We start from the raw sequence: 12,704 nt of genomic DNA on the forward strand, positions 1-12,704 counted from the left end.
TCAGGCCTCACATGCAATGGCGTTCATGATGGCAGGCACGCTGAGGGCGTCCGTCGCAAGTTCTGCCACCTGTTTTCTGTCGCGCAGGACGATCACCCGATCGGCATAACCCACCAGCTCTTCGAGCTCCGAGGAGATGACCAGCAGGGCCAGCCCGTTGGCGCAGAGTGATTCGATGAGCCGGATGATCTCGGCGTGTGCTCCCACATCAATGCCCCGGGTTGGCTCGTCCAGGATCAGGAACTGCGGCTTGGTCAGCAGCCAGCGGGCCAGCAACACCTTCTGCTGGTTCCCCCCTGACAGGAACTGGATGGGCTGCTCCGGCCCCGGGGTCTTGATGGCCAGCTGCTCGATAAGGCGAGCGGCGATCTCGTCCTGCTCCTTGCGGGGCAGAGGGCGCAGCCAGCCCCGCTGGGCTTGCAGGGCAAGTACCATGTTCTCGCGCACCGAGGCCGAGGCGATGATGCCGGCGTTCTTGCGGTCCTCCGGGCAAAAGCCAAAGCCATTGGCGGCGGCCTGTCGTGCGGAGCGGATGGTCACCGTTTTGCCCCGCACCCGACACTCGCCGCCATCCCTTGCCACTATACCGAACATCAGCTCGGCGGTTTCGGTGCGACCCGACCCGAGCAGGCCGGCGAGACCCACTATCTCCCCTGGCATGACGTCGAGACTGAACGGGGCTATGACCCCGCGCTTGCCATAGTCCCTGAACGACACCATGGGCTGATTGCTGCGCAGCGTCTTGCCCGCCCGCTTGAGGGCGTTGTCGTCCAGCTCGCGCCCCAGCATCATCTTGACCAGATCCAGTTGCGGTAGCGCGGCGGTATCGCGAGTTCCGACCAGCTCGCCGTTGCGCAGCACTGTGATGCGATCACTAATGGCGTAGACCTGATCGAGAAAATGGGTGATAAAGATCAGGCTCACCCCCTGGTTCCTCAGGTTCCCCATCAGGGAGAAGAGCATCTGCACCTCGCTGGCATCCAGACTCGCGGTCGGTTCATCAAGGATCAGGATCCTGGCGGACAGGGAGATGGCCCGGGCAATGGCCACTATCTGCTGCATGGCGACCGAATGGTGACCCAGGGGCAGGGTGACATCCATCTCGAAGCCGTATCCTGCCATGATGGCCTGGGCCTGCCGGGTCATGGCGGCTCGATCGATGAGGCCGAAGCGGCGGGGTTCGTGGCCGATGAAGAGGTTGTCGGCCACCGACATGTTCGGCAGCAGGTTGACCTCCTGATAGACGGTGCCTATCCCCAGGCGCTGGGCATGGGCGGTATCTGTCGGGGAGATGGGGATGCCATCGAGTTCGATACGGCCCCCGTCGGGCTGATAGACGCCGGTGAGGGTCTTGACCAGGGTGGATTTGCCGGCACCGTTCTCGCCGAGCAGCGCCATGATCTCTCCCCGACGCAGGGAAAAGTCCACCTGATGCAAGGCACGCACCCCGGGAAAGGTCTTGCAGATCCCGCGGGCGTTCAACAGGACATCCTGATTGTTCTGTGACATGAAAATAGGCTCTCCGATATAACGCGCCATATCGCAACGTTGCCGATATGGCGTGTTATTTAACAGGCTGGCTCAGAGGGCGAGCGGCATTAGTAACCCATGTCTTTTTTCAGCTCTAGCTGGGCCTGGGCACTCTCTGGCTCGAACAGAATAGACTCCGTCTTGATAAGTTTGGGGGGCTGGGTGCCGTCCTTTTTATAAGCCAGCAGGGCATCGAAGGCGGGGCCTGCCATATTCGGCGTCAATTCCACCGAGGCATTGGCTTCACCTGCCATCATCGCCTTGAAAATATCCGGCACGCCATCGATGGAGATGATCTTAATATCCGTGCCCGGTTTCAGCCCAGCTTCTTTAATAGCCTGAATGGCACCGATGGCCATGTCGTCGTTGTGGGCGTAGACGGCGCAAATATTCTTGCCGTTATTCTCCGCCTTGATGAAGCTCTCCATCACCTCCTTGCCCTTGCTGCGGGTAAAGTCCCCTGACTGGGTGCGGATGATCTTGATGGTGGGCACGGCCGCGACCGTATCGAGGAAGCCTTTCTTGCGATCCAGCGCCACGCTGGCCCCCACGGTGCCCTGCAATTCCACCACATTGCAGGCCTTGCCATCCTGCTGCTTGATGAGCCACTGGGCCGCCACGGCCCCTTCGTGGACGCTGTCTGCGGCGACCCCCGTCATGAAGAGGGCGTCATCTTTCACCGTGATATTGCGATCCAGCAGGAACACCGGGATCTCTGCCTCTTTTGCCTCCTGCAATACCGGATCCCAGCCGGTCTGTACCACGGGGGCAATAAAGATGGCATCGACGCCCTGGGCAATGAAGGAGCGAATGGCCTTGATCTGGTTCTCCTGTTTCTGCTGGGCATCGGCAATCTTCAGGGTGATGCCGCGTTTTTGTGCTTCGCTCTTGGCGACCGAGGTTTCCGCCGCCCGCCAGCCGGATTCAGAACCTATCTGGGAGAAGCCCACCGTCATCTCGGCAGAATATGCAGAGGCAGAGAGAATAAGGGTGCTGATAATGCCCGCCAGTTTCACTTTTTTATACATGTGACACTCCTTTGTGATGCATGGTGAAATAAACCAAAGCGACTCTGGTTTAATGGTACGGGTCAAGCGTATAGGCTCTTGGGTTTAACGACGGGAGATGGCTCACAGAAAATTTTCAGCAGCATGATGCTTCATACAAACAGCAGACAAGTTCATATATCAGGCAAGGGCTGCGTTGATTTATCTGCATATTTATTTCAGCAAATATTGTGTTCAGAGCCTCAACCATCCCCTCATATGGGCGAGTCGTGGCGCGGCTTTCAGGGGTATGATCGCCGGTATTGACCGCCAAATACCGAGCGATAGCCCTCCATGTTCAATCACGAAATGATCCTTAACCACATTGATGACATATTCGGCCACGACATGCATGCCAAGCGCGCCTTGTCACTGGCCAATGCCACTCTCGGAGTTATCGAGTCAGGGTCGTTGGCCATCCATGCCATCGGCAATGGCCTCTCGCTTGCCAATGGCCTTGAGCGAAAGCATGCTGTCAAACAGGTCGACCGTTTACTGACCAACACCAAGCTCAGCGTCTGGAGCCTGTTTGATGACTGGGTTCCTTATGTGGTAGCCGAGCGCACCGAGATCGTCGTCTCCATGGACTGGACCGAGTTTGATACGGATGACCACAGCACCTTGGTTATCAGCCTGCAAACCAGCCATGGCCGCAGCACTCCGCTTCTGTGGAAGACCCACCAGAAATCGCGACTCAAAGGCCAGCGCAATGCTCATGAGAAAGAGCTGCTGACCAAGCTTAAACAGACCTTGCCAGAAGGGATTTTTGTCACTGTGGTCGCCGACCGAGGCTTTGGCTACATGGAGTTGTTTGAGCGTTTGGAACAAGAGCTGGATTTTGCTTATGTCATTCGTTTTAAAGGAAATATCCTGGTTGGCTACCCAGGTATGGAGCAGGTGCCAGCCAGTGACTGGCTGACCCCCACCGGGCGGACTCGCACACTCAAAGAGGTCGAGCTCACCAATCAACGGCAACGGGTAGAGCGGGTGTATTGCTGTCAAAAGAGCGACATGAAAGAGCCCTGGTTTTTAGCCAGCAATCGGGTCGATTTGAGCGCTGCCAAGGCATTGCAACTCTACGGTCAACGCTGGGGTATCGAGACCAGTTTTCGTGACATCAAGGACTACAAATTTGGCATGGGAATGGGAGAGGTGCGCATCAGTAACACGGCTCGCCGCGACCGTCTGTTTCTGTTCAGTGCGCTGGCGATAGTGCTGTTAACCCTGTTGGGCAAGGCGGGTGACAGTGCAGGTCTGGAGAGAACCATCAAGGTCAACACGAGCAAAACGCGGACCTATTCGTTCTTTCGACAGGGCGTCATTTACTACCAATTACTCCCCAAGATGAAAGAGGCCTACGCTCGCTTACTGATGGAAAAATTCACCTATTACCTGAAGCAGCATCGGTTATATACCCGCACATTTGGAATTATTTGAGTCTCAAAAAATGAGGGGATCAGTAAGGTTCAGAGCCGGTATCCAGATGTATGCCCAATAGGGGGCGATTCACCCTTCATTCAGGTCAGCAAAGAGGGGCTGAGCGGCCCCTATGTCGATGCCTTTGCCCGTCTGGCGCAGCAGCAGGATATCAAGATCCACTTTCAGGCCAAGCCGATGCGCCGCCTGCTCAAGATAGTGACGACCGAGCCAAACAGCTGCGGGCTTGCCGTGCACTTTTCCGCCGAAAATGCCGAAACCCTCCGCTATGTAGCACGTATTGCTCCGATCACCCTGGCAGTTTATGCCCGGCAGGGTACAGTGAAACCACTGAGCAATATCGAGGCGCTACGCAACTATCGCATTGGTGCCATCGATGTGGCCGAGCTGAGAGAGCTCCTCGACAATGCGGCGATCCGCTACGAACTGCTGCCCAAGGCTGGCCAGGGTATCGCCATGCTGCAGGCGGGTCGCTTCGATCTACTGATCAGTGACGTACTCCCCGAGCTGGTGAGCGCCCCCGTCCAAGGGAAACCGGTCCAGCGGGTGATGGTGCTGGCCCGGGTCGAACGCTGGCTGGCCTGTCACCCGCAACTGCCACCCAGCACTGTGAAACGCCTGCGCGCCGCCCTCACGCTGGGGGTATTCGACGATGCCATGGCCGACATCTGGCAACGATATGGCCTGAGCTCGGTATACAACGGGGTCAGACGAGAGTGGATCCTGATCCCCTGATCGCAACCCCATTCAACCCAACGCCTACCACGCTCACCGCCGTCAGCGACTGTCAGCAGGCAATGCGGGTGATATGACCATCCTGCAGCTTATAGAAGGCATCTTGCGGCAACTCCTGTGCCCAGGTCGCCTCATAGTCGAGATCGGCATAGACGCCGCGCAGCATGGCGCCGAGCAGGCCGTGGGAGATGACGATGGCCCGCTCGGCGAGCGCGGGATCCTGCAACCACTGCTGTGCCCGGCGCTGAATGCTCTCGAAGGACTCGGCCCCAGGTGCCTGCAGATACCAGTCCCCCTTGCCAGTATCGAGTTCGGGGTGGGCGAGCCGCAGCGCCGGGATCTGGCTGCTCTCCCACTCCCCCATGCCCAGCTCCATTAACCGATCGTCCCAGACGATGCGATCCGCCGCCAACCCCAGTTGCTCGCACACCAGCAGCGCAGTCTGACGAGCACGGCCGAGCGGGCTGGCATAGACGGTCCAGCGGGTAGGGTCCGCCAGTTCGTCGGCAAGCCGCCGCCCCATGGCGATGGCTTGCGCCTCGCCCTTGTCGGTCAGATCGGAGTTGCAACGCCCCTGCAGACGCTGCTCGGCATTGAATCGGGTCTGGCCGTGGCGCAGCAGATAGATGAGTCGGGACATGGTTTCTCCAGCACGTTCAGATAGATAGAAAAATAAGGGGGACGATGATAGCAGATGAGCCCGGGGGATAACCCAAACAGACGTGTAAACGCAGGCGTAAAAAACGGGTCAGTACCGACCCGTTTGCTGTCAATTTGGCCAGAGTGAACCGGCTCAGCCCTTCTTGATCTCCCGCAGATAGCGGTAGATGGAGTGGACCGAGATGCCGAGCTGGCGCGCGGCGATCTGGGCACTGTCCTTCAGTTCGAAGATCCCCATGTCGTGCAGCTGGTTGACGATGACCCGGGTCTTCTGGGACGGCGGCACCGCCTCGTTGCCACGTACCTCGGCACTGACGGTGTCTATGGTGCTGTTTAGCGCCTCGTCGATGTTGCGGGCGAACACCTCCGGGGTGGCATGACTCTCGTGGGGATGCATGCACTCCGGCATCATGGTGCGCAGCACGGATTGCAACGGGGCATCCATGTCGCTGTTGATGCAAAGCAGTCCGATGGCCCTGTGCTCCCCGTTGCGGATCACGGTGGTGATGGAGCGCAGCGTCTTGCCGGTGGCGCACTTGGTCATGTAGGGGCTGGAGATATCCTGCCCGCTCTTGAGCTTCATCATCGCCAGATTGGTGATGGGAGCGCCGACACTGCGGCCGGTGATATGGCCGTTGGCAATCTTGACGATCGAGGGATTGCGCGCATCCAGACTGTGGAGCAGCACTTCGGTGTGCTGACCATACATGGCGGCGATGCCATCCACTATGTTCTCCATCGACTTGAGGATCTCAAAATCGCTCGGACTCAACTCTTGCAACTTCACAATGGGACCTTCTTGCAAGGGTTGCTGCCGGACAATAGGCGCCGGGCAGCAACCGACAGGGACATCAGGCGGACATGATATCAATAATGGTGCTGTCTGTGGCAGACATGCCCTCCTTCACCATCTGGCCGACGTTGCGGATGGTCTGATCCACGTCACCTGCGACGATCCCCTGCCCCGACACCGAGTGGCTGTTGAGGGCCATCAGGAAGCCGCGCACCGCCGCACCGGAGGAGGTACTCACCTTCATGGCGCAGGAGGCTTTCGCCCCGTCACATACCATACCGGCACTGTCGCTCAGCACGTTCTGGATGGCGAAGCAGGATTGCTCGAAGCTGCCGCCCGCCAGATAGACCATGGCCATGGAGGCGGCCGCGCTGGTCACGGTATTGCCACAGAAGGCCGACAGCGGCGGATAGTGGGACTTGATATAGATGGCGCCCAGATGGCTCATGATGAGGGCGCGAGCCAGCTGCTCTTCGCTGGCCGCAAAGCGCTCGGCAATTACCATCACCGGAATGGTGGCGGCAATGCCCTGGTTGCCGCTGCCGAAGTTGCTCATGGCTGGCAGGGTCGCGCCCCCCATGCGGGCATCGGAGGCGGCCGCCGTCATCATCACGATACGGTTCATCACATCCTCACCTATAAGACCGGCATTGATGTTCTGCTGCATGGTACGCCCGATCTCGAGACCATAGGGGTTGTTCATCCCCTCGGCGGAGAGCTTGCCGTTAAGCTCGGAAGCTTTGAGGATGAACCTGATCTGCTCGAACTCCACCTGGGTGGCGAACTCGTAGATGGCGGCGATGCTGATATCTACCCCGTCGCAGATGGAACCGGTGGCACCGCCCTGGCTCTGATCAGCGGTGAAGGTCACCTCGCCATCGCGGCGCTGCTCGACGATGCGGGTATGACCGCCGCACAGGGTCACTTCGGCGCTGTGTTCTTCACCCTTGCCATCAGTGCCATAAACGGTCACGCGGCAGAAGATAAACTCGGGGGCGGCGGTGCGGCTCACCTGCACCTTGCCGGCATCGATCAGCTGCTGGGCACGATCCACCTGTGCTGGCTGGATCGCAGCCAGCACCTCCAGCCCGGCATCGGCGTTGCCGCCGATGGCACCGGCCGCGGCCGCAATGGCCAGACCGATCTTGCCGGTGCCCGGTACATAGACACCCATCGAATTTTTATAGAGATTGTCCGACACCGCAACCTCGAGGCGACCGGGCTCACAGCCCAGTTGCCGGGTGGCGACAGCCGCGGCATAGGCGGCGGCGATTGGCTCGGTACAACCCAGCGCTGGTTTGACAACCTCTTGAATAATCTGCAGATACTGCTGCCACGCTTGTTTCATCACTTGAACCTTTTTATCAGCATTAACGAGCGATATGGGCGATCGCTTCCACTTCAACCTTGACGCCCATCGGCAGATCCTTCACTGCGAAGCAGCTGCGCGCCGGACAATCTTTCTGGAAATAGGCTTTATAGACCTCGTTGAACGCGGCAAAATCGCTGATCTCGGCGAGGTAGCAGGTGGTTTTGAGCACGGTATCCAGCGAGCCGCCAGCGGCTTCCAGCACGGATTTCAGGTTTTCCAGTGACTGGCGGGTCTGGGCGGCAATCCCCCCTTCCACCACACCACCCTGCTGCTTGCAGACCGGCAACTGACCGGAGGTAAAGATGAGGTCGCCATAGGCAGAGCCGTGGCTGTAGGGACCGATAGCGTCAGGTGCCGCTGCTGCTGTGATGATGCGTTTCATATAGCCACTCCTGTTTGTGCAATTTTTTTTGCAGTCATGAATCTCATTCCGTTCAACATTATTTGCTTTTTATTTTATCCATTCAACAAAAAGATACAAAAATGGCGTTTAAAGGCACCTTTCGGCCTCAATATAAACCGTGATCACCATCCTGATTTGAACAAAAGTACTCTTATGGGCATTGTTTATGATAGTTTTATTCAACTATATTTGCGCCGCTTTCCCACATCCCTACAAAAAAGAAGGTTTTAATGGACGCGCATAGCACTACACTCGCCAGCCCCGTGATGGGCACGCTGGAATGGAAAGAAGCGGTTCGCTTCGACAGCACCGACTGGGGCTGGATCATCATGAGCATCGGCATGGCCATCGGCGCGGGGATCGTCTTCCTGCCGGTACAGGTGGGGCTGATGGGCTTGTGGGTCTTCCTGCTCTCGGCGGTGATCGGCTACCCCGCCATGTACATGTTCCAGCGCCTCTTTATCAACACTCTGGCCACCTCGCCGGAGTGCAAGGATTACCCCAGCGTCATCACCGGCTACCTCGGCAAGAACTGGGGTGTACTGCTCGGCGCGCTCTACTTCGTGATGCTGGTGATCTGGGTCTTCGTCTACTCCACCGCCATCACCAATGACAGCGCCTCCTTCCTGCAGAGCTTCGGCGTCACCGACGGCCTGCTCTCCGAAAACCCGCTCTACGGTCTGGTGCTGATCTGCGGTCTGGTAGCACTGGCCTCGCGCGGCGAGAACCTGCTGTTCAAGATCTCCACCTTTATGGTGCTGACCAAGATCAGCGTGGTGGCGGTGCTCGGCCTGATGATGGTGGACAAGTGGGATGCGGCCAACATCACCGCCATGCCCGCCGCCGGTGACTGGATGAAGGATGCCATCATCATGCTGCCCTTTACCCTCACCTCTATCCTTTTTATCCAGAGCCTGAGCCCCATGGTGATCTCCTACCGCTCGCGGGAAAAGTCGCTGGAAGTGGCCCGCTTCAAGGCGATGCGCGCCATGAATATCGCCTTCGGCATCCTGTTCGTGGTGGTGTTCTTCTACGCGGTCTCCTTTACCCTTGCCATGGGCCACGATCAGGCGGTCAAAGCCTCCGAGGAGAACATCTCTGCACTGGCGATGGTGGCGCAGGGGATGCCCGGCCAGACCCTCAAGCTCCTGAGCCTCACCCTCAACATCTTCGCGGTGATGACCGCCTACTTCGGCGTTTACCTCGGTTTCCGTGAAGCCTGTCAGGGTCTGGCGATGAACCTGCTGCGCCGCGTGATGCCGGAAAACCGCATCAACAAGGGTCTGGTAGGCAAAGGGATCATGGTGTTTACCGTCATGCTCTCCTGGGGTGCCATCGTGCTCAACGCACCGGTGCTGAGCTTCACCTCCATCTGCAGCCCCATCTTCGGCATGGTGGGTTGCCTCATCCCGGCCTATCTGGTCTATCAGGTACCGGCGCTGCACAAGTACAAGGGCACCTCCCTTTACATCATCATCGTCACCGGCCTGCTGCTCTGTGTCTCGCCCTTCCTGGCGTTCAACTGATCGGTTGCAACCGGACATACCTTCATCAATAACGGGTCACCTTCGGGTGGCCCGTTTTCTATTGCGCCAGAGGAGGCGTCGGGGCAAAAAGCCAGAGAGATCACAACTTGCAATGCGGCCTCCCCCAAGGGGGCCTGCGCAGAGTACTATTCAGGCATCACCGCATAGACCCGCCACATCGGGTATCGAGGCCTAATATGAAATGGATTTTCAACCCGGCCATCCGGCTGGGCAATCAGCTCTCCTTCAAATACAAATTCCTACTCTGGTCCTGCCTGATGCTGCTGCCACTGGCCTACAGCATGACCAATCTGCTGGGGCGGCTGCAGGATGACAACGCGCAGGCCAACCGGGAGCTGGCTGGCGTGGTCAATCTCGCCCCCATTCCCGCCATCGAACAGGCCCTGCTCACCCATCGCAATCTGATGACCCGCCACGCCTATGAGGTGGATCCGGTCGGTGACGATCAGCTCAAGGCAGCGGCACAAGCGGTGGATCAGAGCCTGCAGGCCTTTGCCGACACCCGCCAGAACAACCCCTCCTTTGAGGTGATCCAGCAGGGCTGGGCCGCCCTGCAGAGTGAAGCGGGCAAGCTGGAAGTGGAGCAGAGCAACCTGCGCCACGACAAGCTGCTGACCGAGGTGCGCCACCTCTACAAGCACATTACCGCCGCCAGCAGTCTGATCCAGGATCCGGCGCTCGGCACCTACTACATGGTGATCCTCGCCAGCGAGCGGTTGCCGCAGCTGCGCGACCTGCTGGCCCAGGTGCGGGATCGCGCCGCCACCATCGCCGACTTCGGCCTGTTTCAGGCAGAAGGCTACAGCGGCCTGCGTTTTCGTCTTGACCTGATCAGCGCCACTCTGCAGGAGCTGGAGGCCGACCTGACCCTGCTCTACCAGATTGAACCGGCCTACCGCGCCGGGCTGGGTCAGCAGACCGATGCCCTGATGCAGCTGGTGCGGCAGGGGGTCGAGACCATGGAAAACAAGATGATGAAGGATCAGCTGGTGCAGCTCTCCACCAAGGAGGTGCAAGCACTGGGGGATAAGATGGACGAGGCCATCACCGCGCTGGCAGGCCAGGTACGCCAGCGGCTGGAGGCCGATCTGCGTCAGCGGCTGGCCGCCAACCAACGCCACTTCTGGTGGGTCACCGCGCCGCTGACCGCTAGCTTGCTGCTCTACCTCTACCTGATGATCGGCGCCTATCTCTCCCTGCGCGAAACCGTGGCGCGGGTGCGTGATATTGCCGCCCGGGTCAACGCCCAGGATCTCAGCCAGCATATCGAGATCGTCGGTCAGGACGAGCTGGCCGCCATCAGCCGGGATTACAACGTGACGCTGGAGACCCTGCGCACCCTGATGCTGCGGGTGCGGGAAAATGGCGTCACCGTGGTGGAGAGCGCCACCGAGATCGAAGCGCGCACCTGCCGCTCGCAGGAGGTGATTGCCGATCAGCAAGGAGAGACCCATCAGGTCGCCACCGCCATCAAGGAGCTGGCCGCCACCTCACAGGACATGGCGGGCAACGCCCTGCAAGCTGCCCGCATGACGCAGGAGGCACAGAACGTGGTCGGTCAGGGCGAGGATGTGGTGGAGCGCACCATCAAGGCCATCGACCATATCAACCGCGAGGTGTTGCGCACCGCCGAGACCATCGGCCAACTGGAACAGCAGTGCAGCCAGATTGGCGGCGTCATCAGCGTGATCCGTGGCATCGCCGAACAGACCAATCTGCTGGCCCTCAACGCCGCCATCGAAGCGGCTCGGGCCGGTGAACAGGGACGCGGCTTTGCGGTGGTCGCCGACGAGGTGCGGTCTCTTGCCAACCGCACCCAGGGCGCCACCGTCGAGATCCAGCAGATGATTGAACAGCTGCAATCCGGCGCCCGCGCCTCGGTCACCGCCATGTCGGCGGCCAGCCATGAAGCGCAGGAGGGGGTCGGTCTGGCGCAGGAGGCGCAACAGGCCTTTGGCGCCATCACCGAGAAGGTGGATCGGATGGTCGATACCAACGCCATCATCGCCAGCGCCATCGAGCAGCAGGGCGCCGTGGTCAACGAGATCGAACGCAACGTGGTGCGCATCTCCGATGGCAGTGACGAGGCGCTGCAAGTGGCCAACGCCGCCCGCGACGCCGCCCGCCAGATCCACCAGCTCACCGAACAGCTGCGCGCCATGGTGCAGAGCTTCGTGCTGTGACAGAACGCTGACAAGCCGGGCTCAATATGAGCCCGGCATTACCCCGACCTCACGCCTGCCCACAACTCCTCAGTTGCACGGGTCATCCAGAAAATCCCTGCGCCCCACTTGCCGGGCAGACGCCAACAAAGTAGTCTCGAACGAAAACAAAATGCGGCATTCTTGACGCGCACTGTGTGCGATGTCGAGGGAAACCAAGCCGCCTGCGAGCCACAGATTAAAACCAGCGTCACCTCATCCATCACCCGCTTCAAGCGAGGATTTACCCATGGCCAGATACCAGTTTTTTACCGTTCCGGCGTCCAATCGGCAGCAATACACCTTTATCGATATGGCATCCCCGACTTTTCTGAATGAAAAGGCGGCGTTGCTGACCCAAGGATTCGAGGTGGAAGAAGACTTTATTGACGCAACCAGCCCGCGAGAGGCCGTCGAGAAGTACCAATCCAATTTTCTCTATGTGGCGGATGAGATAGGCAAGTCTGATACCAGCTACGCCGCGGCCGTCGCCATGCTGGAGATTGGCAAGGGGCTACTGGGTAATAAAACCCGCCGAGATTAGGTGCAACGGTGAAGAGTGGTGGCCATCGTGGCAACGTGCCCGATGGCCATATGGCGAGGGGTTAATCTTGTGACTCAGAAGCGGGCCAACTGCTGGAGCATCTCAATCAGCTCCTCTTCGCTGCTCGGCTCATAGGCCAGCTGAAGGCTCGGCGCAGCGCCCCCCATCAGCATGTAGACGTTGGTGCTGCAGTGGTCATAGTGATACCACTTACCGTCGATACAGACGTCGGTATAGCATCTCGGGTCCCTTTTCAGTTCCATATGCACATCCTTTTGTTACATCCCATCAACATCACTCCTGACCGTAAAATAACCACCGAGGTTCAAGCTTGATGCAGATCAAGGGAAGCGGCTGCAAGGGACAGATATCTGCCAGATCTGTGGCCTGCGGTGCCCTGAGCCACCATCGGTTATCCGAATGAAGATGGGCCGAG

The 12,704-nt window shown here is 59.1% G+C and carries 13 protein-coding genes; 5 read left to right on the top strand and 8 right to left on the bottom strand.

Annotation, left to right across the window (positions count from 1 at the left end; genetic code table 11):
• Together AB5Y90_RS19610 and ytfQ are read right to left on the bottom strand one after the other, a co-directional pair.
• The gene (locus AB5Y90_RS19610; RefSeq protein WP_307896447.1) at positions 1-1,509 is read right to left on the bottom strand and encodes a sugar ABC transporter ATP-binding protein; all 1,509 of its coding nucleotides are present in this window, start codon (positions 1,507-1,509) and stop codon (positions 1-3) included.
• An 89-nt stretch (positions 1,510-1,598) separates the two neighbouring features.
• Complete coding sequence (gene ytfQ, locus AB5Y90_RS19615; RefSeq protein WP_042655967.1) at positions 1,599-2,558, bottom strand: galactofuranose ABC transporter, galactofuranose-binding protein YtfQ; 960 nt, start codon at positions 2,556-2,558, stop codon at positions 1,599-1,601.
• Positions 2,559-2,870: 312 nt separating this feature from the next.
• Here ytfQ and AB5Y90_RS19620 point away from each other — a divergent pair, with 312 nt between their 5' ends.
• Complete coding sequence (locus AB5Y90_RS19620; RefSeq protein ID WP_270664355.1) at positions 2,871-4,013, top strand: IS4 family transposase; 1,143 nt, start codon at positions 2,871-2,873, stop codon at positions 4,011-4,013.
• 69 nt (positions 4,014-4,082) lie between these two features.
• Here AB5Y90_RS19620 and AB5Y90_RS19625 read toward each other — a convergent pair whose 3' ends face one another.
• Positions 4,083-4,250, bottom strand: a complete 168-nt coding sequence (locus tag AB5Y90_RS19625; RefSeq protein WP_307896446.1) for a hypothetical protein — start codon at positions 4,248-4,250, stop codon at positions 4,083-4,085.
• A gap of 84 nt (positions 4,251-4,334) precedes the next feature.
• Here AB5Y90_RS19625 and AB5Y90_RS19630 point away from each other — a divergent pair, with 84 nt between their 5' ends.
• Positions 4,335-4,748, top strand: coding sequence for a hypothetical protein (locus AB5Y90_RS19630; RefSeq protein ID WP_307896445.1), 414 nt, complete (start codon positions 4,335-4,337; stop codon positions 4,746-4,748).
• Positions 4,749-4,800: 52 nt separating this feature from the next.
• On the opposite strand, the gene AB5Y90_RS19635 is transcribed toward AB5Y90_RS19630, so the two are convergent.
• The 4 genes from AB5Y90_RS19635 to AB5Y90_RS19650 form a co-directional block, all read right to left on the bottom strand.
• Positions 4,801-5,388, bottom strand: coding sequence for a histidine phosphatase family protein (locus AB5Y90_RS19635; RefSeq protein WP_307896444.1), 588 nt, complete (start codon positions 5,386-5,388; stop codon positions 4,801-4,803).
• A gap of 153 nt (positions 5,389-5,541) precedes the next feature.
• Positions 5,542-6,195, bottom strand: coding sequence for a transcriptional regulator (locus AB5Y90_RS19640; protein ID WP_005334376.1), 654 nt, complete (start codon positions 6,193-6,195; stop codon positions 5,542-5,544).
• A 64-nt stretch (positions 6,196-6,259) separates the two neighbouring features.
• Positions 6,260-7,549, bottom strand: coding sequence for a serine dehydratase subunit alpha family protein (locus AB5Y90_RS19645; protein WP_307896443.1), 1,290 nt, complete (start codon positions 7,547-7,549; stop codon positions 6,260-6,262).
• A 22-nt stretch (positions 7,550-7,571) separates the two neighbouring features.
• Positions 7,572-7,955 carry a Rid family detoxifying hydrolase gene (locus AB5Y90_RS19650; RefSeq protein ID WP_307896442.1) on the bottom strand — a complete coding sequence of 128 codons (384 nt, stop codon included), beginning with the start codon at positions 7,953-7,955 and terminating at the stop codon, positions 7,572-7,574.
• A 251-nt stretch (positions 7,956-8,206) separates the two neighbouring features.
• Here AB5Y90_RS19650 and AB5Y90_RS19655 point away from each other — a divergent pair, with 251 nt between their 5' ends.
• From AB5Y90_RS19655 to AB5Y90_RS19665, 3 genes are all read left to right on the top strand, one after another.
• Positions 8,207-9,502, top strand: coding sequence for an amino acid permease (locus AB5Y90_RS19655; protein WP_005334398.1), 1,296 nt, complete (start codon positions 8,207-8,209; stop codon positions 9,500-9,502).
• Between the two features lie 197 nt (positions 9,503-9,699).
• Positions 9,700-11,706, top strand: coding sequence for a methyl-accepting chemotaxis protein (locus tag AB5Y90_RS19660; protein WP_307896441.1), 2,007 nt, complete (start codon positions 9,700-9,702; stop codon positions 11,704-11,706).
• A gap of 268 nt (positions 11,707-11,974) precedes the next feature.
• Positions 11,975-12,268 (top strand): hypothetical protein, encoded by a 294-nt coding sequence (locus tag AB5Y90_RS19665; protein WP_307896440.1) that lies wholly within the window; start codon positions 11,975-11,977, stop codon positions 12,266-12,268.
• A 74-nt stretch (positions 12,269-12,342) separates the two neighbouring features.
• Here the strand turns inward: AB5Y90_RS19665 and AB5Y90_RS19670 are convergent, their stop codons facing one another.
• Positions 12,343-12,531, bottom strand: a complete 189-nt coding sequence (locus AB5Y90_RS19670; RefSeq protein ID WP_042655959.1) for a hypothetical protein — start codon at positions 12,529-12,531, stop codon at positions 12,343-12,345.
• Positions 12,532-12,704: the final 173 nt, after the last annotated feature.

The organism is Aeromonas sp. R4-1 (assembly GCF_040908325.1).
In the GTDB taxonomy this organism is placed as follows: Bacteria; Pseudomonadota; Gammaproteobacteria; order Enterobacterales; family Aeromonadaceae; genus Aeromonas; species Aeromonas veronii.

Bases quoted from the DNA above. Each gene is read 5' to 3' on its own strand.
- AB5Y90_RS19610 (WP_307896447.1), bottom strand. From the start codon at position 1,509: ATGTCACAGAACAATCAGGATGTCCTGTTGAACGCCCGCGGGATCTGC.
- ytfQ (WP_042655967.1), bottom strand. From the start codon at position 2,558: ATGTATAAAAAAGTGAAACTGGCGGGCATTATCAGCACCCTTATTCTC.
- AB5Y90_RS19620 (WP_270664355.1), top strand. From the start codon at position 2,871: ATGTTCAATCACGAAATGATCCTTAACCACATTGATGACATATTCGGC.
- AB5Y90_RS19635 (WP_307896444.1), bottom strand. From the start codon at position 5,388: ATGTCCCGACTCATCTATCTGCTGCGCCACGGCCAGACCCGATTCAAT.
- AB5Y90_RS19645 (WP_307896443.1), bottom strand. From the start codon at position 7,549: ATGAAACAAGCGTGGCAGCAGTATCTGCAGATTATTCAAGAGGTTGTC.
- AB5Y90_RS19650 (WP_307896442.1), bottom strand. From the start codon at position 7,955: ATGAAACGCATCATCACAGCAGCAGCGGCACCTGACGCTATCGGTCCC.
- AB5Y90_RS19655 (WP_005334398.1), top strand. From the start codon at position 8,207: ATGGACGCGCATAGCACTACACTCGCCAGCCCCGTGATGGGCACGCTG.
- AB5Y90_RS19660 (WP_307896441.1), top strand. From the start codon at position 9,700: ATGAAATGGATTTTCAACCCGGCCATCCGGCTGGGCAATCAGCTCTCC.
- AB5Y90_RS19665 (WP_307896440.1), top strand. From the start codon at position 11,975: ATGGCCAGATACCAGTTTTTTACCGTTCCGGCGTCCAATCGGCAGCAA.
- AB5Y90_RS19670 (WP_042655959.1), bottom strand. From the start codon at position 12,531: ATGGAACTGAAAAGGGACCCGAGATGCTATACCGACGTCTGTATCGAC.